Source organism: Corynebacterium sp. HMSC071F07, from assembly GCF_001810285.1.
Classification (GTDB): Bacteria; Actinomycetota; Actinomycetes; order Mycobacteriales; family Mycobacteriaceae; genus Corynebacterium; species Corynebacterium simulans.
Genome location: NZ_KV800686.1, coordinates 591 through 21,561, shown reverse-complemented (window position 1 = coordinate 21,561; position 20,971 = coordinate 591). Strand labels below are relative to the sequence as shown.

At 57.6% G+C, this 20,971-nt stretch carries 20 protein-coding genes, 1 other RNA gene and 1 pseudogene; 8 read left to right on the top strand and 14 right to left on the bottom strand.

Features of this window, described 5'->3' with window-relative positions:
• Positions 1-201: 201 nt before the first annotated feature.
• The 6 genes from HMPREF2724_RS01630 to HMPREF2724_RS01605 form a co-directional block, all read right to left on the bottom strand.
• The gene (locus tag HMPREF2724_RS01630) at positions 202-957 is read right to left on the bottom strand and encodes an iron ABC transporter ATP-binding protein (protein ID WP_070586852.1); all 756 of its coding nucleotides are present in this window, start codon (positions 955-957) and stop codon (positions 202-204) included.
• Positions 954-1,997 (bottom strand): iron chelate uptake ABC transporter family permease subunit, encoded by a 1,044-nt coding sequence (locus HMPREF2724_RS01625; RefSeq protein WP_070456347.1) that lies wholly within the window; start codon positions 1,995-1,997, stop codon positions 954-956. The genes HMPREF2724_RS01630 and HMPREF2724_RS01625 overlap by 4 nt, the downstream gene beginning before the upstream one ends.
• The gene (locus HMPREF2724_RS01620) at positions 1,987-2,991 is read right to left on the bottom strand and encodes an ABC transporter permease (protein WP_062035634.1); all 1,005 of its coding nucleotides are present in this window, start codon (positions 2,989-2,991) and stop codon (positions 1,987-1,989) included. Before HMPREF2724_RS01620 ends, HMPREF2724_RS01625 begins: the two co-directional genes overlap by 11 nt.
• 69 nt (positions 2,992-3,060) lie before the next feature.
• A complete protein-coding gene (locus tag HMPREF2724_RS01615) occupies positions 3,061-4,074 on the bottom strand; it encodes a siderophore ABC transporter substrate-binding protein (RefSeq protein ID WP_062035635.1) in 1,014 nt (337 codons plus the stop codon).
• A 172-nt stretch (positions 4,075-4,246) separates the two neighbouring features.
• Positions 4,247-5,632, bottom strand: coding sequence for a M20 family metallopeptidase (locus HMPREF2724_RS01610; RefSeq protein ID WP_070586849.1), 1,386 nt, complete (start codon positions 5,630-5,632; stop codon positions 4,247-4,249).
• A gap of 1 nt (position 5,633) precedes the next feature.
• Positions 5,634-7,283 (bottom strand): AbgT family transporter, encoded by a 1,650-nt coding sequence (locus HMPREF2724_RS01605; protein WP_070586847.1) that lies wholly within the window; start codon positions 7,281-7,283, stop codon positions 5,634-5,636.
• Positions 7,284-7,498: 215 nt separating this feature from the next.
• Here HMPREF2724_RS01605 and HMPREF2724_RS01600 point away from each other — a divergent pair, with 215 nt between their 5' ends.
• Positions 7,499-8,836 carry a M20/M25/M40 family metallo-hydrolase gene (locus HMPREF2724_RS01600; RefSeq protein ID WP_070586845.1) on the top strand — a complete coding sequence of 446 codons (1,338 nt, stop codon included), beginning with the start codon at positions 7,499-7,501 and terminating at the stop codon, positions 8,834-8,836.
• Positions 8,837-9,063: 227 nt separating this feature from the next.
• Here the strand turns inward: HMPREF2724_RS01600 and ssrA are convergent.
• The 6 genes from ssrA to prfB form a co-directional block, all read right to left on the bottom strand.
• Positions 9,064-9,442: a transfer-messenger RNA gene (ssrA, locus tag HMPREF2724_RS01595) on the bottom strand.
• Positions 9,443-9,553: 111 nt separating this feature from the next.
• Positions 9,554-9,910, bottom strand: a complete 357-nt coding sequence (locus HMPREF2724_RS01590; protein WP_070586843.1) for a DUF488 domain-containing protein — start codon at positions 9,908-9,910, stop codon at positions 9,554-9,556.
• A gap of 28 nt (positions 9,911-9,938) precedes the next feature.
• Positions 9,939-10,439, bottom strand: coding sequence for an SsrA-binding protein SmpB (smpB, locus tag HMPREF2724_RS01585; RefSeq protein WP_061921111.1), 501 nt, complete (start codon positions 10,437-10,439; stop codon positions 9,939-9,941).
• 24 nt (positions 10,440-10,463) lie between these two features.
• Positions 10,464-11,366, bottom strand: coding sequence for a permease-like cell division protein FtsX (gene ftsX / locus HMPREF2724_RS01580; protein WP_062035640.1), 903 nt, complete (start codon positions 11,364-11,366; stop codon positions 10,464-10,466).
• Positions 11,367-12,056 carry a cell division ATP-binding protein FtsE gene (gene ftsE / locus HMPREF2724_RS01575; RefSeq protein ID WP_062041691.1) on the bottom strand — a complete coding sequence of 230 codons (690 nt, stop codon included), beginning with the start codon at positions 12,054-12,056 and terminating at the stop codon, positions 11,367-11,369.
• 44 nt (positions 12,057-12,100) lie between these two features.
• Complete coding sequence (gene prfB, locus HMPREF2724_RS01570) at positions 12,101-13,213, bottom strand: peptide chain release factor 2 (RefSeq protein ID WP_070432780.1); 1,113 nt, start codon at positions 13,211-13,213, stop codon at positions 12,101-12,103.
• Positions 13,214-13,281: 68 nt separating this feature from the next.
• On the opposite strand from prfB, the gene HMPREF2724_RS01565 reads away from it, so the two are divergent.
• Positions 13,282-14,109 (top strand): inositol monophosphatase family protein, encoded by an 828-nt coding sequence (locus HMPREF2724_RS01565; protein WP_061921105.1) that lies wholly within the window; start codon positions 13,282-13,284, stop codon positions 14,107-14,109.
• Positions 14,102-14,887 carry a histidinol-phosphatase gene (gene hisN, locus HMPREF2724_RS01560; RefSeq protein WP_070586840.1) on the top strand — a complete coding sequence of 262 codons (786 nt, stop codon included), beginning with the start codon at positions 14,102-14,104 and terminating at the stop codon, positions 14,885-14,887. Before HMPREF2724_RS01565 ends, hisN begins: the two co-directional genes overlap by 8 nt.
• A gap of 72 nt (positions 14,888-14,959) precedes the next feature.
• On the opposite strand, the gene HMPREF2724_RS01555 is transcribed toward hisN, so the two are convergent.
• The gene (locus HMPREF2724_RS01555) at positions 14,960-16,159 is read right to left on the bottom strand and encodes a S1 family peptidase (protein WP_070586838.1); all 1,200 of its coding nucleotides are present in this window, start codon (positions 16,157-16,159) and stop codon (positions 14,960-14,962) included.
• Positions 16,160-16,411: 252 nt separating this feature from the next.
• Between HMPREF2724_RS01555 and HMPREF2724_RS12235 the strand changes: the two are divergent.
• Positions 16,412-16,525: pseudogene (locus HMPREF2724_RS12235) on the top strand (histidinol-phosphatase); the annotation flags it as partial.
• A 39-nt stretch (positions 16,526-16,564) separates the two neighbouring features.
• Here the strand turns inward: HMPREF2724_RS12235 and HMPREF2724_RS01550 are convergent.
• A complete protein-coding gene (locus HMPREF2724_RS01550; RefSeq protein WP_061921099.1) occupies positions 16,565-16,906 on the bottom strand; it encodes an ArsR/SmtB family transcription factor in 342 nt (113 codons plus the stop codon).
• A 72-nt stretch (positions 16,907-16,978) separates the two neighbouring features.
• On the opposite strand from HMPREF2724_RS01550, the gene arsB reads away from it, so the two are divergent.
• From arsB to HMPREF2724_RS12970, 4 genes are all read left to right on the top strand, one after another.
• Positions 16,979-18,046 (top strand): ACR3 family arsenite efflux transporter, encoded by a 1,068-nt coding sequence (gene arsB, locus HMPREF2724_RS01545; RefSeq protein WP_070586836.1) that lies wholly within the window; start codon positions 16,979-16,981, stop codon positions 18,044-18,046.
• Between the two features lie 552 nt (positions 18,047-18,598).
• Complete coding sequence (locus HMPREF2724_RS01540; protein ID WP_061921094.1) at positions 18,599-19,555, top strand: DUF418 domain-containing protein; 957 nt, start codon at positions 18,599-18,601, stop codon at positions 19,553-19,555.
• 2 nt (positions 19,556-19,557) lie between these two features.
• Entirely contained in the window at positions 19,558-20,616 is a 1,059-nt protein-coding gene (locus HMPREF2724_RS01535) for a trypsin-like serine protease (RefSeq protein ID WP_061921092.1), read from the top strand.
• A gap of 114 nt (positions 20,617-20,730) precedes the next feature.
• Positions 20,731-20,971 (top strand): hypothetical protein (locus HMPREF2724_RS12970; protein WP_210386668.1); only part of this gene is annotated, 241 nt, incomplete at its 3' end.

Here is a 20,971-nt window from a genome sequence, read left to right as displayed (position 1 = left end):
CCCACCGATTCAATCAATGTCAAATCCGTGAAGAAGAATTCATCCGAACCACAACTTGTTAACCTTGCGGCCACCTCGTTGCGACTTGAAATAATTTAGCGCGCACTAGTGTTAGTACACAAGTCGCCAGGTAAATCCACTATTTCGGAGACAAACCTGGCGTATTAGGCAACGTCCAGAGGGGGCGACGTCGTCAAGCAGTTAGTGATAGCACGCCAACAGACCGTCGGGGCCGTCGATAACCGTGATGGGCGTATTGAAGATTGGGGTCAGCACCTCGTCGCGCATGACCTCCTTCGGATTACCGAAGGCCACCACTTCCCCATTCTTCACCGCACAGATGTGATCGGCGTAGCGAGCAGCGAAGTTGATGTCATGCAAGACGATGATGATCGTGCGCCCAAAGTTCTGCGCGGCCTCCTTGAGGTGCTTCATCATTTCCACGGAGTGCGCGATATCAAGGTTGTTGAGAGGCTCGTCCAGCAAAACGTAATCAGTCTCCTGACACAGGACCATCGCCACATACGCGCGCTGACGCTGGCCGCCCGAGAGCTGATCCAGGTAGCGGTCCTCCAAATCGCTGAGGTGAAGGAAGTCAATGTACTTGGAGATGATCTCCTCGTCCTCAGCCGTCAGGCGGCCATGCGAGTACGGGAAGCGGCCAAACCCCACGAGCTGACGCACCGTCAGCTTCGTGATGAAGTGGTTCTCCTGCCGTAGGATGGACAAAATCTTGGCCAAGTCCTGGGACTTGGTAGAGGTGATGTCCAATCCAGCGACCTCAATGGTGCCTTCGTCGATATCGAGCAAACGCCCCACCATCGTCAGCAGCGTGGACTTGCCGGCACCGTTGGGCCCCACAAGCGCGGTGATACCGCCGGCCGGAATGTCGAGGGACACTGGGCCAATGTTCGTCTCGTGGGAATAGGTCTTCGCAACGTTATTGAGTGTGATCACAGTCTGCCCTTTCGCAAAATGACGATGAGGAATACCGAGCCGCCGACGAGCTCAATGATGATGGATACAACGCCCTGCGCGTAGAAGACGTGCTGCATCAGGAAGTACGCACCCGTGAGCACAGCAAAGGCGGTGGCGATGGCCATGGGGAACAAGTATCGGTGGTCGTAGGTTTCCGCGAACTGGTAGGCCAAGGTTGCCACCAAGAATCCGAGGAAGGTCATGGGACCTACGAGCGAGGTGGTGGTGGCCATGAGAACTGATACCAGGATCAGAGTAAAGATTGCGTTGAACTTGTGATTCACGCCGAGGTTGGTGGCTGCCTCGCGACCAAGCGAGAGCACGTTGAGGCGGCGGGAATTAAAGAAAAGCAACGCCGTCGCCGCAATCACCAGTGGAATTGCGATGGGATAATACTCAGTCTCAGCATTGTTGACCGAGCCAAACAGTCGCGCCGTCAGCACGTCAAACTCGCTGGGTGTCAGCATGCGCTGCATCAGAGTGGACAGCGATCCAAGTCCGCCACCAATGACCACGCCGACCAATAGCATCGCATGCATGTTGTTGCTGCGGTTTGTCAGCAGCCACGAGTACAGGATGAGCGAGAGCACAATCATCACTGCCATCTGGAACAGGAAGGTGCCCATGTTGCGGGCTTCCGTGAGGCCCGTGGCACCTAGGAAAAAGATGGTCGCAGTATTAATCGCCGCGTAGAGCGATTCAAAGCCCATGATGGACGGGGTCAGGATGCGGTTATTGGTGACCGTATGAAAGGCCACGGTCGCAACGGCTTGACACACAGCCACGATAGCCATGGCGGTCACGGCGTCGGCACGGCGTTGCGCGATGAGCCACCACTTACGCGTTCCGAAGTCCATGGGGTTGTCATACGCCAGCAGGCCAAACGCGAAGAGTGCGCCCGCCACGATGAGCGCCACCAAGATGAGCCAGTACTTGCGCGCTGCTTTGGCCGACTGGAAGGAGCCCACATAGCGCTGCTTGGCGACGTCGCCTGTGCGCTGCTCTGTCTTAACGCTCACGGGTGGACCTCACAATCAGGAATACGAAGACCGCCGCGCCGACCACGCCCAGGATGACGGATACGGGCAGCTCAAACGGCGAAATGACGGTTCGGCCGAGGAGGTCACACAATGTCACCGTGGCAATACCGAGCAGGCATACCCAAGGAAGGTTTGAACGCAGGTCATCGCCGCGGAACATGCTCACCACATTGGGAACGATAAGCCCCAAGAAAGGCAGGGAGCCCACGACCACGGTGACCACGCCAGTGGCCACAGCGATGAGCCCGGTGCCGATGAGGATCATTCGGTTGTAATTCAGGCCCACGTTGGTGGCGATTTCTTCGCCCAAGCCTGCGACCGTGAGTTTGTCCGCGTAGAAGAACACCGCGAGCAGCACCAACAACACGATCCACAGCACCTCGTACTGGCCCTCGTACACGGAGGTGAACGAGCCCATGAACCAGATCCCCAGCTGCTGCAGTTTGTCGGTGGTCAGAGCCACGAAAGAGGACACCGCGCTGACGACGGCACCCAGCATGATGCCGATGATCGGCACGATGAGCGAGGAGCGCAACGTGACTCGGCGCAAGAAAGCGAAAAAGACCATCGTGCCGATGAAAGAGAACACAACAGAAATGACCATGCGGCCAAGCACCGACGAGTGCGGGAGCACGATCATCGAAAAGAGAAGGCCGAGGCCTGCCCATTCCGTGGTACCCGTTGTCGTGGGTTCAACGAAGCGATTCTGGGTGAGCAGCTGCATCACCAAACCACTCATCGCCATCGCCGCGCCCGCGAGCACCAGGGCGATGGTGCGCGGAATGCGCGTGGTCATAAACATGTCGCGGCCGTCGTCGTGATCAAGGATCGAATACTCCCCCACCATGAGCGAAAGGAAGAGCAACGCCGCTACAGCCACGACGCCGAGCAACAGCTTCCAAGTAAAAAGCTTGCCGCGGGAACGGCGCGCGGGTGGTGCTTCTTGAACCGCGGTTTTCTCTGCTGAAGTCAAAATTTATCTCTTTCACACCAAAAACCGGAAAGCCTTTCGGCGTTCCGGTTTCGGTTCTATTTGTGCAGGTTAGGACTGCTTCTCAAAGGCGTCAGCCAGAGCGTTGAGGATCTCAGTGTAGGTAATGATGCTCTCGTTGACGTAGGTATCAGCCGGGGCAACGTAGACGTTGCCTTCCTTGACTGCGGTCACGTTCTTCAGCGCAGCATTCTCGTTAACGAGTTTGTCGCCTGGAACGTGTTCTTCGCCTTCCTTGCTGACGGCTGCGTCGCGGTCCATGACGAGGATCCAGTCCGGGTTGGACTCAGCGATTGCCTCGACGGAGATGTCGTCGCCCTCGTGGTCATCGGTTCCTTCCGGAACCTCAAGAGCCGGGGTCATACCGATGAGGTCGAAAACCGGGCCATAGGTGCGGCCGATCTTCGGCGCGATGTAGCCGATCTCGCCACCGGAAGTGTTTACTGCCATGACCTTCTTGGAAGGATCATAAGCTTCCTTGGCGCGCTTTGCGGCTGCGTCGAAGTCCTCGATGAGCTTGGCTGCGTCCTCTTCGTGTCCGAAGGTCTGGCCCAGTGCCTCGGTGTGGCGCTTGAGTTCTTCGAAGAAGTCCTTGTCATCGCGCGGCTCAAAGTCGAGCACTGGGACATCTTCCACCAGCTTTTCGATGTCTTCCTGGTGTTGCTCGAAGCGCTGGCCGTTCCAGACCACATCCGGTTCCGCAGCGACGAGAGATTCCAGATCGGGCTCGCGGTGGGAACCGAGGTCAGCTGCGACGGTGTCCTTGTTGTAGACATCGCGCACGGTGGAAGGAACCAGCTTCAGCGGTGCGGCGGCAATCTTGACATCCCAGTCAGCAAGAATCTCGAAAGCGCGGTTGTCCGTAACGGCTGGGGCAGAAACCGGGGCAGCAATCTTCTTCTCACCGAAGTTGTCCTCGAGAGTGATCTCCGTGGTCTCGGAGGAGGACGCTGCGGAGGTGTCAGAAGAACCGGAGGTGGACTCTTCTGCAGAAGAGCAAGCGGTCAGAGCCATCGACAGGGCTGCGACGGACGCGACGAGAGAACGACGAATCTTGGCGGTCATGATGTCCTTTTCGAAAGGTTTTCAAATACTCGCCTAACCTAACTGATGTAAGCCTTACCTTTCAAGCAGCTTTTGTTAGGTAAGCCTACAAATGCAATAAAATATAGGTTGAACTGCGCAATGAGGTGGTTACCCCCACCCCTTGCACAGTGCAAGAAAACCTACTCGGCGCCTACTCGGCGGCCGATTCTGCCAAGAGATCCGCCACCGAAACAGCGCCCTGTTCGGCAAACTCCGCGTTCGCTGCCGCGCGCATTTTCATGTCCGCCAAGTAGTCGATGGCTACTTGGGCCAAGCCTGCTGCGGAGTCCACTGCGGCATTGACAGCCGCATCCGTTGCGGCCCAGCGAGCGAAGTCCTCGGTATGCAGGGCAACGTCGGACGGAGAGACCTTGACCATCGGGTGAATGCCCGGCACAAGGTGCGAGACGTTACCGAAGTCCGTGGACGCCGCAAGGGTCTCCGGCACGGTTCCCGCGGGAAGCGCCGTCCTTCCGCGCAGCGTTTGCGTGCGCGTCCACCGCTCCACCAGCGCCTCGTTGTTGCGCACCGGCAGCGTCATCGGGTGCTCGTCCCATTCGACATCGACCTGGACGCCGGCCATTAGCGCAGCCCCCTCAACGATTTCGTTAACGCGTTTGGACAAATCCATGAGGGTCTGGTTGCCCAAGGAACGCACATAGATGTGCATCGAGGCTTCACGCGGAATCACCGAAGGTCGCGCTCCCCCGCCCATGATGGCGTGTACGCGATCGCTCGGAGGCATCTGCTGACGCATCAGGCCAATGACAAAGTAGGCCAAGGATGCTGCGTCGAGGGCGTTGCGCCCCATGAAAGGTTGCGAACTCGCGTGCGCCGCCACGCCGCGGAAACTCACGTTGACGCTGCGGCGCCCGACCCACGCGTGCGAGCCGATGTCATAGCCAAAGCCGTGGATCATCATCGCTGCATCCACGGAGTCAAGGCTGCCGCCACGGATCATGTACTCCTTGCCCGAATGCCCCTCCTCGGCCGGGGTGCCCTGCAGCAGCAAGCGCCCCTCGACGCCGCCGTTCTTACACAGCGCCTCGACCGCAGATAGGAATCCGCCCACGCCCGCGGCAGCGATGACGTTGTGACCACAGCCGTGCCCGATACCGGGCAGCGCGTCATACTCGGCCATGATTGCCACGGTGGGATGAGATGACGCATCGAAGTTCGGGCTCCTCCACTCCGCCTCGAAAGCGGTTTCCACCCCGTAAACACCGCGTCGGACGGGGAAACCGCGTTGCTCCACGACGTCGGCAAGCATGCCCATCGAGCGGTGCTCCTCGAAGGCCGTCTCTGGGTGAGCATGCAAATCCTGCACGATGTGGGCGGCAAGCTCGCGGTTGGCGTCAGCGCTTTCTGACGCCGCCTTCCACAGCACGTCCTGCCCCGCATAAGCCTCCGCCACGGATGCTTGCGCTCCCGCGTTGGCTGCTTGGGCGGCCGCCACGCGCTGCGCAATGAGCTGCTCCGTGGCCTCCAAATATGCCGTTGATGGATTGTTTCTTGCGTGATTGTCGCTATCGCACACGTTATCCCTCGATGAAAATGTTGTTGCCCGGACCCAGCGGTAGGTCTGCGTAGAACCAGATGGCCAGCAGGATTGCCCACGCGGTGAAGAACGGAACCACGTATGGCATCAGGCGCGACATCAGGGTGCCCAGGCCCGCCTTCGGCTCGTAGCGCTGCAGGAATCCTAGCATCACGATCATGTACGGGTTCAGCGGAGTGATGATTTGAGTTGCAGAGTCACCCACACGGAAAGCGCTCTGAATGAAGGCCGGCTCGTAGCCCAGCAGTGCGAACATCGGAACGAACACTGCCGCCATCAGGGTCCACATCGAAGAACCGGAGATGATGAGCAGGTTCAGGCACGAGGCCAGGACGATGAACGCGAAGACCGCGCCGAAGCCGGTGAGACCGATGGATTCCAGGAATGCCGCGCCCTTGACCGCGGTAAAAGTACCGATGCCGGTCCACGCAAACAGCGCCACGAACTGGCCCAAGATGAAGGCCAGGATGAGGAAGCTCAACATGTCTTTCAGCGAGCCAATCATCATGTCGACGACGTCCTTGATGCCGTTGACGGTGCCCACGGCCTTGCCGTAGACCACACCGAGCACGAGGAAGTACAGGAAGACGATGAAAACGATGGAGCTCATCAGCGGAGACTTCGGCAGGAAGCCGCCGGTCTCGTTACGCCACGGGGATTCTGGCAGAAGAATGGCGAACAACAGTGCCGAGGTAACGATGACGGTGGCAACTACAGACCACACCAGGCCTTTGCTTTCAGTCGGGGAAAGCTCTGCGGAGAGCTCCTCGCCGTTTTCGTCGCGGTCGCCGCGGTGTGCGGCCTCTTCCGGATCGATGTCCTCTTCGGTAGGCACTTCCTGTTTCCACATGCGCGGCTCGATGACGCGGTCAGTGATGCAACCGGCCAAGACACCGAGAACGATGGAAGAAGCCACGTTGAAGAAGTAGTTGGACATTGCGTTCACGTCAGAGAACTCCATGCCCGGCAGGGTCTCCATAACCGCGGTGGTAATACCTGCGAACAGCGCATCCAAGGAGGTTGGGACCAGTGCGGTGGAGTAGCCAGCGCCAACGGCAGCGAAGCCACCGATGAGGCCTGCGACAGGGTGGCGACCGGCTGCCTTGAACACCATCGCCGCCAGTGGCGGAACGATAACGAAGGCAGCGTCAGCCATGACCGATGCGGTCACGCCAATGACGCCGACTGCGTAAGGCAAAACCCATGGCTTCGCAGAGCCGAAGAGCTTGCGAATGAGGGCGGAGAGCATTCCGGAGCGCTCGGCCACGCCGACTGCCAGCATGATGGGCAGCACCGTAACCAACGGCGGGAAGTTGATGTAATTCTCGCCCATCGTGGTGGTAAACCACGACATGCCCTCGCCGGTGAACAAGCCCTTGACGGGCTGGATTTCATCAGATCCAGGCACCTGCACCTTGATGTCCATCCACGCCATGATGGAAGAAGCAACGCCGGTGATGAGGAACAGGATCAGGAAGATGGTGAACGGCTCTGGCAGCTTGTTGCCTACGTATTCAACGCCGTTGAGAAACTTATCGAGCCAACCGTTACTGGCTGGTTGAGTCTTCGCATCCTTTGCAGGACTTGCGCTCCCCTGCGGCTCACTCGTGGTCTCTTTTGTGATGGCCATGGTGGTTCTCCTCGTGTTTTAAGGGGATTGGTCTTTTATCTGTGGTCATCTTGCCCATTTTCCAAGGGGTTATCCCCACAACACTTTCTGGACAATGTAGCTTACATTACACATAACAGCGATGCACATCTCAAGTTTTTATTTATCGGTTAGTATATTGAAATCTTGGAACGTGGGACACTCAACGACAAAACCAGAAAGGCGGCTTCCTCAGAATGGGTTTATTCAACGACACTCTTGAACTCTTGCAGGGATTAATTCGCAATCGTTGCATCAACGACGGCACCCCCGGAAGTGGCCACGAGTACCGCAACGCGAACCTGTTGGAAGAGTTCTTCGAGGGCTCGGGAGCGCAGGTGGAGCGCTTCGAGCCAGAACCCGGCCGCGTGTCGATCGCGTTTACAGTACCCGGCAGCAACCCCACAGCGGAACCGCTGACGATGCTCGGCCACATTGACGTAGTCCCCGTTGACGAGGACAAATGGACTCACGATCCCTTCGGTGCCGAGGTGGTAGACGGCGTTTTGTACGGCCGCGGGGTATTCGACATGCTCTTCATCACGGCGTCGCAAGCCGCAGCCACGCGCGAAACAGCCCGGCGCGCGCAGGCAGGCAACCCGCCAAAGGGAACAGTGACCTTCGTGGGACTCGCCGACGAAGAATCCGGCGGGAGGTTGGGCGCGCGCTGGATTTCTGAGAACCGACCCGACGCATTCTCTTGGAAGAACTGCCTCTCCGAGACTGGCGGCTCGCATCTGCCGGTGTGTGATGGCAGCGATGCTCTGGTTATCAACGTCGGTGAGAAAGGCATTTTCCAGCGTCGCCTCCATGCCACGGGGGATACGGGGCACGGCTCCCTTCCCTATGGAAAGTCTTCATCCATCCTCACACTGGCGGAGGCCGCCCGGCGCGTGGGCGCGTTGGCAATGCCGCCCGCCTATGACCACGTGTGGTCCTGGTTCGTGGAGGCGTTCCACTTCGATCCGGATACCACCGCCGCGCTTGTCGACGGATCCGCAGGGGACGCTACTTACGAGACTTTCGGTGAGCTAGCGGCGTTCGCACACTCATTTAGTCACACCAACATCGCTTTCACGGGGATTCATGGCGGTAGCGCCATCAACGTCATTCCCTCGAAGACTTATCTCAACCTCGACGTCCGGGCGCATCCGACGGATACCGCGGATTCTGTCGACGCCGCCCTCATTGCGGCGCTGGGGGACATGGCGGATGAGATAAGGATCGAGCATCTCAACAATGAGACCCCCTCGGCATCGCCTGCAGAAGGTCCGCTCTGGGATGCGATGGCTGCGACATTTGGCGAGTTCTTCCCAGAGGCATCAGTTGTGCCCGTCTATGCCTCGGGCGGCTCAGATCTGCGATTCGCCCGCCGCATGGGTGGTGTGGGCTATGGTTTCGCCCTGCATGCTCGCACACGGGACTTAGCTAGCGCCAACAACGAGCTACATTCACATGACGAATGCCTCCACCTGGAAGACCTAGATCTTACGGTGAAGGCATACGATGCACTGGTTCAGCGCTTTTGTGGTTAAGAAACAGTGCGCCAGCGCCTGAATTTTCGGGCGGCGACAGTCGAACCTGCGCTGAGATTGGCCACAAGGTTTACCCCGGCGATCCGGAATACAGTCCCGACCGCGATAGCAACGGTGATGACGTAGGATGCGAGTCCCAGCCGGGCTAGACGTACCTATGATCCGGGTTAAGTAGCAAATACAGAACGAAGAAAGCCCCAGCTAAACATCGTTTAGCTAGGGCTTTGCGGTGGAGCCGCCGGGAATTGAACCCGGGTCCTTCGTCACCTCGCCAGGGCTTCTCCGTGCGCAGTTTGCACAGGATCTCTACTCGGCCCTCCGGCACGGGCAAACACGTTCCGGATGATGAGCCCAGTTGCTCTAGAAGTCCCCTTCTGGCCGAACAACAAACCAGAAAGGCAAGTTCCTTAGTCGATGCCAGGAACCAGGTCAGGAACTAAACCTGGGCTGACAGACACGCGTCGCTGAAATTAGGCAGCGAGGGCGTAGTCACGCTGAGAGTTCTTCTCTGCGTTTATTGGTTGCTGCGACGCTTACGGTGGTCTCCAGCCTGCACCGGCACGCTTCCCCTGGCTCAATGTACGAAGTCGAAACCAAGTCGACCCCATTGACCTACAGAGCGGGTATGTGCAATTCTCTGCGGTTTGCTCTACGCTACTCCAACACCGGCTTAGGGCTCAAGTCCCCGGCATAAACCCTATGTGGTTCATCGCTGCCCTACTGCGCATCCAGCCAATCTTTGAGCACTGTAGCGTGGTTTACCTCGCGGTCCTTGGCGGCGAAGATAAGCGTTACTGCACCCTTGTCTGCGAGGCGGCGCAGGTTTTCCATATCTTCGGCTTCGTTCGCGTCAAGCTCAGACTTATAGCGCTTGGAGAACTCATCGAATGAATCCGCGTCGTGGTTCCACCACTTGCGCAGCTCAGGGCTGGGAGCTACGTCTTTGAGCCAATAGTCCGGCGCCAAGTCATCCTTGCTTATCCCGCGCGGCCAGAGCCTGTCCACGAGCACCGACTTGCCGGTTACTTTTGCATCGCCCTTGACGACGTCGTGTGCCTTTGCAGTATGAATCATGGTACCCAGGCTACGTCGTGGCGGCGCTTTAAGCGTTGATTCCCTTGATGCGGCGCCCCAGTTCGCGGGTGATTTCGCGGTCTTGATCGCGGCGCTTGATGGCCTCCCGCTTGTCGTAGTCCTGCTTACCCTGGGCAAGGCCCAACTCGCACTTGGCGCGGCCATCTTTCAGATAGACCTTGAGCGGCACCAGAGTCTTGTTGCCATCGCGCACCTGGCCCATGAGCTTGTCAATCTCACGGCGGTGCAGCAGCAGCTTGCGGGTGCGCTTTGGCGAGTGGTTTGTCCAGGTTCCCTGCGAGTACTCAGGGATGTGGAGGTTGCGGATATAAACCTCGCCGTCGTCGATGGTTGCGAACGCATCGACGAGCGAGATTTTGCCCTCACGCATTGACTTGATTTCGGTTCCCACCAGGACCATGCCGCATTCGAGGGTATCGAGAATCTTGTAATCGTGACGGGCACGGCGATTGGTGGCTAGGGTCGTGTTGTTATCGACCGCTGCTTTCTTCTTTGCCTTCTTCGCCATAATTTCTACAACTATACGCGGTGCTTACTTGCGCACATAAGCGCGCAGGGTAATCTGCGCCGTCAGTGCAGCAAAAATCAGAGCGAATACACCCACGATAGGCAGAGCAACCCAAATGTCCGAGCTCTTAATCGGTGCCAGAAGCTGCGATTCGTAGAGATTCTTCAGCGAGGGGTCAACCACCGCGGACTTGCCTGCGGAGATGCCCACGCCAGCGAGCACGACGCCGATCAGCGTTCCAAGGAGTGCTTCCAACACGAACGGAGCCTGGGTCATCCAGCGGGATGCGCCCACCATGCGCATAATCGAGGTCTCACGGGAACGGTTGAAAGCAGCAATCTGAACCATGTTCGCGATCAGGAAAATAGCTGCGATTGCCATCACGGCCGCGAGCACAAAGGTGGCATTGCGGATGGCGTCCAAGTTATGGGCGGCACCGCGGACTTCTTCTTGCTGGTCAATGATTTCGCTGACTGCCGGGTTGTCTTTGATGGCGTCGATTGGCGCGGTATCCGTGGGATCGACCAAGCGGACGTGGAAGGCCGCTGGCAGCGCGTCGGGAGAGGTCTCCTCCACCATCACAGGATCGGTCTCCTGGAAAAGCTCGACGAAGCGGTCGTAGGACGCCTGACGGTCACGATAATTCACCGATTCCACGTCATCGTCGCTTTCCAGCTGCTTCTTCAAGTCAGCGCATTCCGAGGAACTACATTCCGGATCGTTTGCTGAGATGTCCTCATTGAGCTGAACCATGACTTCCACGCGCTCCAAGTAGATCTCCTTGGTGTCGTTGGTCATGTTGGTCACCAGCACGCCGGCGACGACCAGCGCTACGGAAATGGCGGTCGTGATAACCATCGCCACCGTCATGGTCAGGTTGCGGCCGAGCCCCTTAAAAGCCTCGCGTAAAACTAGTCCTAGTTGCATTTACAGAGCCTCTCCGTACAGTGCGTGGTCTTCATCGCGAACGAGCTTGCCGTTGTGCAGCTCGAGGACGCGCTGGCGGGCATCATTGACGGCACGTGCATTGTGCGTAGACATGATGACTGTGGTGCCGCGGCGGTTGATCTGGGATAGCAATCCCAAAATCTCCGAGGCAGTACCCGGGTCTAGGTTGCCCGTCGGCTCATCTGCAAGGACCAACTTGGGGCGGTTAACAAAGGCACGCGCCACGGCAACGCGCTGCTGCTCACCACCGGAAAGCTCATGCGGCATGCGGTGCTGTTTGGAACCCAAACCCACCATTTCCAGAACTTCCGGGACCGCTTTGTCGATCTTGGACTTCTTCTTTCCAATGACCTCGAGTGCGAAGGCCACGTTTTGGTAGACGTTCAGCTTCGGCAGCAGGCGGAAGTCTTGGAAGACGTAGCCGATGGACTGGCGCAGCTGATTAATCTGGCGGCCTTTCAGCGCATTGACGTGGAAATCGCCGAAGTGAATGTCACCGGAGGAAACATTCGTCTCACGCACCATCAGCTGTAGGAACGTCGACTTACCGGAGCCGGAGGGCCCGATCAGGAAGACGAATTCGCCGTCATCGATCTGAAACGAGACGTCGTCAAGCGCGGGCCTTGTTGACGTCTTATAAACCTTGGACACATTTTCAAAGGTGATCACTCAAGCCACATTAGCAACATGAGTTAACAACAGAAAGTGTAAAACTAACTTTCCTGCTCTTCCTTCTGCGCCTCAGCCATTCGCCAGCGGATTCCGGCCTCCAAGAATCCATCCAGGTCACCGTCGAGCACCTTCGATGGATCGCCCACCTCATAGTTGGTGCGCAGGTCCTTGACCATCTGATACGGGTGCAGGACATACGAGCGCATTTGGTTTCCCCACGAGGCATTGCCGCCTGCGCCGAGCGCATCCATCTCCGCCTGTTCTTCCTGACGCTTGCGTTCCAAAAGCTTAGCCTGCAGCACGCGCATCGCCGAGGCTTTGTTCTGGATCTGGGATTTTTCGTTCTGGCAGGTCACCACGATGCCGGTCGGAATGTGCGTCAGACGCACCGCGGAATCCGTAGTATTAACCGACTGGCCTCCAGGGCCCGAAGAGCGATAGACATCGACGCGCACGTCCGCATCCGGAATGTCGATATGGTCGGTCTGCTCCACAACCGGCAGCACCTCCACCTCAGCGAAGGAGGTCTGACGCCGCCCCTGATTATCGAACGGCGAGATGCGGACCAGACGGTGGGCGCCCTGTTCTACAGAAAGCTGGCCGTACATGTATTCGCCATGCACCACGAAGGTGGCCGACTTGATGCCCGCCTCCTCTGCATAAGAGATGTCGTAGACATCCACCTTATGTCCATTCTTCTCCGCCCAGCGCACGTACATACGCATGAGCATCTCGGCCCAGTCCGCCGCATCCACGCCGCCTGCACCGGAACGGATATTAATAACGGCCTCACGCGGGTCATACTCGCCCGAAAGCATCGTGGTCACTTCCAGTGCCTCGATGAGGGTGCCCAGCTCTTCTAGCTCGTCGTCGGCAAGCGAGGTGTCACCCTCTTCCTCCGCCAACTCGTACATAACCGGCATATCGTCCACGCGCGAACGCAGCGATTCCAGCTTGCGAATCTTGGCCTGCGCGGCCGAAAGCGCGGAAGTCACCTGCTGCGCGTGGGCCGGATCATCCCACAAAGAGGGGTCACCAGCCTGAGCCTCGAGCTCACGAACCTGCTCAGCTAAAGCTGCAGGATCCATGACCTTTTCAATGGTCGTAAGGGTGGAATCCAATTCGGCAAGACGGGCTGATTGTTCGGGACGCATAGCGCCCAAGTCTACCTGCGCGGCACACACAATTAGCCATCGGCCGCATTTAGCGGGACAATAGCTCCATGACTCAACAGCCGAGCTTGAATGAGATGATCGACGCGATCACCAAGACCTTTCTGGTAGCTCACGTAGACGATACCGACGCACACCTTGCGCAGGCACTCGTTTACAACGCAGGCCGCCTGGCATGGCGCATGCGTGAGCAGGGCATTGACGTCGATCAGAAGACCTCCATTTCTGATGTCGTCACCGATGCAGACCGCGCCACCGAGCGCTTCGTTGCCGGCGTGCTCGAGGTGGTGCGCCCCGAGGACGGCATCCTCGGCGAGGAGGGCGCTACCCGCCCTTCCACCTCGGGACGCAACTGGGTCATCGACCCGGTAGACGGTACCTATAACTTCGCATCTGGCTCGGATTACTGGTGCTCGGCGCTCGCGCTTACCGACGCCGAGGGCGTCATCATGGGCGCAGTACACCGCCCCGCCATGGGCTACACCTGGTTCGGCGGCCGTGACTTTCCTACTTCCCGTGATGGAAAGGACGTCGCCAAGCTGCAGGATAAACCGGCAAATGAAACCAGCATGGCAACCTACCTGCACCCTACATCGATTCAGGACCCGGAAATCCGCGCGGCTTGGCAGCGTGTGTCCGAGCACTTTGCTACAGTTCGCATGCTCGGCGCCGGTTCCGTGGACCTCTCCAGCGTTGCTGACGGCACCTGGGGTGCTTGGATGCAGCACAGCGTCGCGGACTGGGATTGGTTCCCGGGCAAAGCGCTGGTGGAGGCCGCAGGTGGCGCCGCCCGCAAGGTAGAAGCAGGCGGTGTGGAATGGTGCATCGCTGGTAATAAACAGGTTGTCGATCAAATGGAGGCATGGCTCCGTGGGTAAGTTCAAAGAAGACTTAGGCCTCGCGCTCGAGCTGGCAGGTCACGCGGATGTCATCACGATGCACCGCTTTGAGGCTTCCGATCTTTCGGTCAAGGACAAGCCGGATATGTCCCCGGTTTCTGATGCTGACTTGGCCTGCGAGAAGCAGATTCGTGAGGCTCTCAAGCGCTCCCGCCCGCGCGACGAAGTCTTAGGTGAGGAATTCGGTGGCACCCCGACGTTCAAGGGCCGCCAGTGGGTCATCGACCCAATCGATGGCACCAAGAACTTCGTGCGCGGCGTGCCGGTATGGGCCACGCTGATTGCTCTTTTGGAAGACGGTGAGCCTGTGGTTTCGGTGATTTCCGCGCCTGCTTTGCGACGTCGCTGGTACGCCGCCAAGGGCGGCGGCGCCTACCGCGTCTTCGGCGGCGAGCCAAAGCGTCTGCACGTCTCGCAGATTGACCAGCTCGAAAACGCCTCTCTGGCCATGGGCTCGTTGGCAGGCTGGGCTAAGCGCGGTTTGCGTGATTGCTTCGTGGAACTCTCCGAAAAGACCTGGCGTCTGCGCGGCTATGGCGACTTCTGGAACTACTGCTTGGTGGCAGAAGGCGCAGTCGACATCGCGGCAGAGCCCGAGGTCTCACTCTGGGATCTTGCAGCGCCGTCTTTACTGGTAACCGAGGCAGGCGGCAAGTTCACCGGCCTCAACGGTGAGGCCGGCCCGCACCACGGCTCTTCGGTGGCTAGCAACGGCCTGCTACACACGGCAGCGCTGGAAGCGCTGAAACAGTACTAGACAAAACAATCACTAAAACGGCTACATGCCCCGCGCTTCAAGCACGGGGCATGTAGCCGTTTGTGGGAGAGATTAGTTCTGCGGGAGCGTAAAACCTGCTCCTACCCCACCGCGGCGGTTCATGTCCGCAAGGATTGCGTCCATGTTCATCGCTACGGTCGGATCGTGCAGAGCGCCCTGCAGCGGGGTGCGGCAATCAGGCAGACCCGGGATAAGACCGCGGGAGATTGCGCCGATGATGCGACCCTTGTACATAACCGGCGCGCCGGAATCACCTTCCATGGCGCAGACCTGGTTGATCTGGACTTCCTTGGCCTGCTGGTAGGTCATGCCACAGGTAGTGCCGGTTGCGACGCCGGTCTTGCAGGTGACAGCGCCCGGCTTGACAGTGCCGCCAACCTCCGTGGCATGCACGCCATTGTAATTGCGGGTTACCTCAGCCTTAGAGCCGAACTCGATGACCGAGTAATCCAGGTAGTCGTTCCTGGAGGCAATGGTGCCGGTTGGGCCAACCTGCCAGGAATCGGCGGAAGAAACTGGGTCACCGACGTTGCCGCAGTGTCCCGCGGTGATGCCTACCTTGCGGCCGGCTGCGTCGGTGCCTGCTGCGGTCAGGGTGCACATGGTGTCCTGACGAACATACAGCGGCGTACCCGGGCCGTACAAGGACTTTCCACGCGTCAACGCCGCATTGGATTCTTCAGGTACGCGCGGTGCGTCGAAGTAGGAACCAGGTACGCGATGCAACACGTAGTCGTCGAAGGGCTTAGCGGCTGCCGCCTTGGAGAAAGCATCGTTCTTCCAGACGTAGTTCGGGTCCGTGCCCTGTGGCTTGAAAGCCGGCTGCGTTGCCTGCTCAATCATGCCGACCGGGTTCGGGTTGGTCAGCGGTTGCGCGTACTGCTGGCTATCCGCTTTCGCTTGTTCGATGACCGGCTGCACTGCGTTCTGAGCCTGGGACACTGCATCGTTGACAGCCGAATTCAGCGCTTTATTCTGTGCCTGAATTTGGTTCTGAACCTGGCTTTGCACTTGTGCCTGGGCCGGCGCGGCCGGCTGCTGCGTCTGCAGCATGTCATTTAAACCAGATTGCGCGCCGAAGCGAGCAAACTCATCGTTGACATGATTAACCACGGCATGCGCGGCGGCAGCTGGGTCGAATGGCTCGGCAGCAGGCAGTTCTTGGGCGCCTGCGGTGGGGCTCGCAAAGAAAAACGCACCTGCGAAAGCCGAGCCCACGATGACTTTCTTTAGGTGCGGAATGTGAAGCATGAACAAATCCCTCTATCTCTCTTGCTATTGGTCTAGCAAGGCTCATCATTTCACGCGGGTAGGTATTACGAAGCCCTAGTTTGCATCTGTTTCCAACCCGTTATCGTTTACACAGCTTGCGGGTGTACCCAAAATCTTTGGTTTACCTAAAAATAGCCGCTGTACTAGGTTTTCTTTGTAAAACGTCAAAGGGGCCTGGCCCCAACCCAACCGGGCTGGATATAAGGTGTCTACCTAACAGGGGCCAGGCCCGAAGCTGGCGGCCGCTTCATTTCTCTAGCGGGTATCGCCGGGCCGCACGGCGGGGATGCGGTTGCGACGAATGGGTTGCTTCACGACGCCGTCGTCAAGCGTTTGAACGGGTAAACAGAGTTTTCCGACCTATCGCAATTTGCGACCAGCGGCTCACCATCTCCTGTCCGCGTGACCGATATCCAGGATACGTCGCAGCTCAGCAAATACCTCAGGGCGTACCTCATGGGTTACTACCCGTCCACTCTTAGACCTAGTAAGCAGCCCGGCATCCGCCATGGTCTTTAAATGATGCGATACCGTCGGCTGACTAAGCCCAGAAACACAGGCCAGCTCCCCCACGGTCATCGGACTACAGCCAGCGGCAGCGAGCTGAGACAAAATTTGCAGGCGCGCCGGTTGCGCCAGCGCTTTGAAGAGCGTTGCCGCAGCCTGCGCTTCCGCCGCGTCGAGAGGCCGACCGCCAAGTGCGCAGCATGCTGAGATTTCGTCCATACCTGTTGAGACTACACGGTCTCCACTCTGGACATATTGACATTCATCGATATATCGATTACACCGGAAACCATGGCACAGACTACAAAGTCACTCAGCTTCCTAGATCGCTTCTTGCCGCTTTGGATTGCAGCTGCAATGGCAATTGGCCTCATCCTGGGCAAAATTGCACCGTCACTTGTGAACTGGCTGGCAGAGGCAAAAATTTTGACAATTTCCGTACCAATCGCCATCGGCTTGCTGGTCATGATGTACCCACCGCTCGCAAAAGTCCGATACGACAAAACGGGCAAATTTTTGACATCAAGGAAGCTGATGGGCATTACAGTCTTCCTCAATTGGATTCTCGGCCCCGCACTAATGTTCATCCTTGCCTGGATATTCCTCAGCGATAGTCCAGAACTGCGCACTGGCGTGATTATCGTCGGTCTCGCCCGCTGCATTGCAATGGTTTTGGTCTGGAACGACCTATCTTGCGGCGATACTGAAGTCGCCGCCGTATTGGTGGCCGTAAACTCGCTATTTCAAATTCTAATGTTCGGCGTTCTAGGGTGGTTCTACCTGCAGATTCTGCCCTCCTGGTTGGGACTGGAAACCCCTTCCGTCACCTTTTCTTTTTGGGCCATCGCACTATCCGTAGTGGTATTCCTCGGCATTCCGCTTCTGACTGGCGCGGCATCACGCATAATTGGTGAACGCACCCGTGGTCGCGACTGGTATGAAAATGAGTACTTGCCCAAAATCTCACCATTGGCGCTTGCCGGCCTTCTATACACAATCGTGTTGCTCTTTGCACTTCAGTCACAGCAGATTGTTGAGAATCCCTGGACCGTTGCGAAAGTGGCGCTGCCACTAGCGATCTACTTCCTCGCCATGTTCGCGATCGCTCTCACTTCGGCCAAAACCGCGAGCATGAACTACGCAACCTCCGCATCGATTGCCTTTACGGCTGCCGGAAATAACTTCGAGTTGGCAATTGCAGTTGCGATTGGCACCTTCGGCCCATTGTCCCAGCAAGCACTTGCGGGAACGATTGGACCACTGATTGAAGTTCCCGTACTCGTTGCACTTGTCTACGTCACCCGCTGGCTCGGGCCGCGCCTTTTCTCCAATGATCTTTCCGTACCGGACAAACTATAGAAAAGGAGTCTGAAGTGAAGAAAATCCCAAAACTACTACCAATGCGCTTGCAGCCAAATCAGTTGCAGAAATCGGCGCCTCTATAGACGATGCATCACCAAAGCCCATTGACCCCACGATTCTCCAGACTGCAGATCGTGTTGTCTTCATCGGCGATGATGCTCCAGCACAGGGCATAGCCGGCGACCGCTGCCCACCAGGTGGGAAGCAGGTTCAGGGTTGGGCCAGCCACGCGTTACCTACCGACACGAGAGCAATGGGAATGGCAATGATTTAACAGATACGCGAGGAAGACGCCTGGCACCTCGGACTAAGTGAAACTCGTCAGCATTGATCTCAGGCCACTAGGTTACGCGCGCCCTGGGCTCTTTGAACACGTTAGCTTCACAGGGAATGTACAGACGAAACACTCTGTTTTTACTCAAAATCACCTAATGTATTGCCAGATTCGGTTGCTACAACTAGAAAGTCGTTTTGATTAAGACGCTTATAGGGAGAGCTTTTTACCGAAGAGCACCTCCCGATAAGTTGTAGTACAAGGAGAAAACTGAGGTGAATAAACCTTCACGAATTGTGGGGCTTGATATAGCGCGCTCACTCGCCATCATCGGCATGATCATTGTCCATATGGCCTCACTGCTTTGGAGCACAAAGGTTGTGCTCTCCGGCCTGCCTTCATCATTGTTCGCCATTATTGCCGGCGCCACCATGATGATTATCGGCCGAAATTACAGCAGCACCACCTTCTTGCGCCTCATCACTCGCGGCGCTCTGATTATTCTCATCGGCCTGGCCTTGTTGCCGGTCGGTGGAGAAATTCAAGTAGTCCTCATCGTCATGGGTCTGGTAATGATGTTGGTTTCCTGGATGCCAGCACTCGGAACCTGGTGGCGAGTCGGCTTCTTCATCGCCGCAACTATCGGCGCAACAATAAAGTACGCGCCCATGACGCTGCCACAGATTTATCCGCTACTGGCGTGGATTGCATACTTCATCGGCGGCATGCTGCTTTACGACGTCTACCTACGCGGTCGTCTGCAAGACACTTCTGCCTCCAAGACTAGCGCTAATGCCCGGTTGAGTTGGATTATTACCGCTGTCAGCGTTGTCATCACAGCCGTCGGCATGTACTTCCGATTTGATCCCGAGATTGCTGGCTGGCTCCGATTTACCGGACATACCGGTGTCTTCGGCGAAATCATTCTCTCCGTCGCCATTGCCGCTGTTGTGCTGCATTTGTGTCTTTTCGTAGGCGACCGCTTCCCGACCGCGGTTTATCCATTCGCGGCCATGGGAACAATGTCGCTGACCATTTACGTCCTGCACGTTCTCACCGCGGCTTATTGGCAGCAGAATGTTGCATTGCATTCCACGCTGTCTGCAGCAGGTTTCATCGTATTCTTCCTCGTCATCGCAAGTCTCTGGAAGAAGTTTGTGGGTCAGGGCCCTGCCGAAAAACTCGTTGCCACCGCAATCAAGGCCATTGTTCCTTCTGGGAAAGGGAAATAACCGTGAAGAAAACATCTTTTTCCATCGCAGCAATTGTTAGCAGCACCCTGCTTCTAACTGCGACTCCAGCTCTTGCATTGGAAAACGGCGAACCCGCACCTGCAAATGCTGAAAGCAGTTCTGTGGCCGCGCTAAAGATCGGCAAAGTCGGCAATTTCGGTGACTGCACCGGAACGCTAGTTGCCGAGCAGTGGGTGCTCACAGCACGCCACTGCCTAGAGTCTGTGAACAACGAAGGAACCCAGGCCCGCATCGGCGGGAAAGTCTACGATGCCGATTCTTGGGCGCTGTCTCCAATGTCTGATGCAGGATTGCTTCACCTGACTCAAAAAGTCACTGACGCAACCCCGGCGAAGGTCTCCCGCGATATTCCAACACCTGGACAGGTGGGAACTCTCTACGGCTGGAGCAGCAGCTCGTCGATGGCCCGATCCGGACAGCTTCCGATGTCCAAGATGGTCGTCAATGAGCTGCTGGGCGGAGGCCCCGATGAAGGAACTCCAAGTGAGGCTGCGCCTGGTGAAGCTACTCCAGGTGAGGCTACTCCAGGCGGTGCCATGGAATCAATGGAAATGCAGCCAGGATCCGTCATGCCAGGTACAGCAATGCCAGATGCAGCTAAGCCAGATGCTTCCAAAACCGAGTCGATCCCTGCTGGAACCGAAAGCATCCCAGCCGACGCTGCCATGATGCCGATGATTGAAAGCGCCATCCTGGACGTACATTCCGTATCTGGCGCAGGTATGCAGGGCGGCGACTCCGGCGGACCATTCTTCGTCGATGGAAAGCTCGCCGGGCTTGCTACCGCCGGAACTTCCAATGGAGATCCTGATCTGCCCTCCCCCAGCGCGGCAATCACCACCCTCGCAGGCACTGCCGACTGGATTGACGGTGTCACCTCTGGTCGCGACAAAGAAAGCGTCCTAACCGCAGAGAACACTCCTGCTCCGCCAAAGACCATTCAGACCAGCGCCGATCACATGTGGGGTTACCTCGCCATCGCGTGCGTTGGCCTGGTTATCGCAGCAGCCTGGTCGCGCATTAGGAATGGCCGACAGTAGAACCGTCTAACCACAACCACAAGCCGCCTCCCCAGCAAGTACTGGGTAGGCGGCTTTTATCGTGCATACTAAGAATCGACGATGTGATTCACATAATTGCTATTTGGTGAAGTCGTGTCTCGTGAAGACGAATGGGGCAAATGGAATGCGGGACGGAGCAAGACACAAGAGAGCACCATCCTTCGGGTGACCTCCTACCTCTGCCCTACTCCGCAGGGGTGGGGTGTGACAGGTGACGGTCGCGCTTACCTGTCAGTGAAAACCCCGCCGACTGTTGGGTTCGACGTTTGGAACCGGACTGTTGAAAAGCTGCGCGGTGTCGTGAAATGCGACGTTGAACTGCGCCGTTTGGCCG

What these genes read in the sequence shown, in the direction of transcription:
- HMPREF2724_RS01615 (WP_062035635.1), bottom strand. Translation starts at nt 4,074, where the DNA reads ATGACCGCCAAGATTCGTCGTTCTCTCGTCGCGTCCGTCGCAGCCCTG.
- HMPREF2724_RS01605 (WP_070586847.1), bottom strand. Translation starts at nt 7,283, where the DNA reads ATGGCCATCACAAAAGAGACCACGAGTGAGCCGCAGGGGAGCGCAAGT.
- HMPREF2724_RS01600 (WP_070586845.1), top strand. Translation starts at nt 7,499, where the DNA reads ATGGGTTTATTCAACGACACTCTTGAACTCTTGCAGGGATTAATTCGC.
- HMPREF2724_RS01590 (WP_070586843.1), bottom strand. Translation starts at nt 9,910, where the DNA reads ATGATTCATACTGCAAAGGCACACGACGTCGTCAAGGGCGATGCAAAA.
- smpB (WP_061921111.1), bottom strand. Translation starts at nt 10,439, where the DNA reads ATGGCGAAGAAGGCAAAGAAGAAAGCAGCGGTCGATAACAACACGACC.
- ftsX (WP_062035640.1), bottom strand. Translation starts at nt 11,366, where the DNA reads ATGCAACTAGGACTAGTTTTACGCGAGGCTTTTAAGGGGCTCGGCCGC.
- prfB (WP_070432780.1), bottom strand. Translation starts at nt 13,213, where the DNA reads ATGCGTCCCGAACAATCAGCCCGTCTTGCCGAATTGGATTCCACCCTT.
- HMPREF2724_RS01565 (WP_061921105.1), top strand. Translation starts at nt 13,282, where the DNA reads ATGACTCAACAGCCGAGCTTGAATGAGATGATCGACGCGATCACCAAG.
- HMPREF2724_RS01555 (WP_070586838.1), bottom strand. Translation starts at nt 16,159, where the DNA reads ATGCTTCACATTCCGCACCTAAAGAAAGTCATCGTGGGCTCGGCTTTC.
- HMPREF2724_RS01550 (WP_061921099.1), bottom strand. Translation starts at nt 16,906, where the DNA reads ATGGACGAAATCTCAGCATGCTGCGCACTTGGCGGTCGGCCTCTCGAC.
- arsB (WP_070586836.1), top strand. Translation starts at nt 16,979, where the DNA reads ATGGCACAGACTACAAAGTCACTCAGCTTCCTAGATCGCTTCTTGCCG.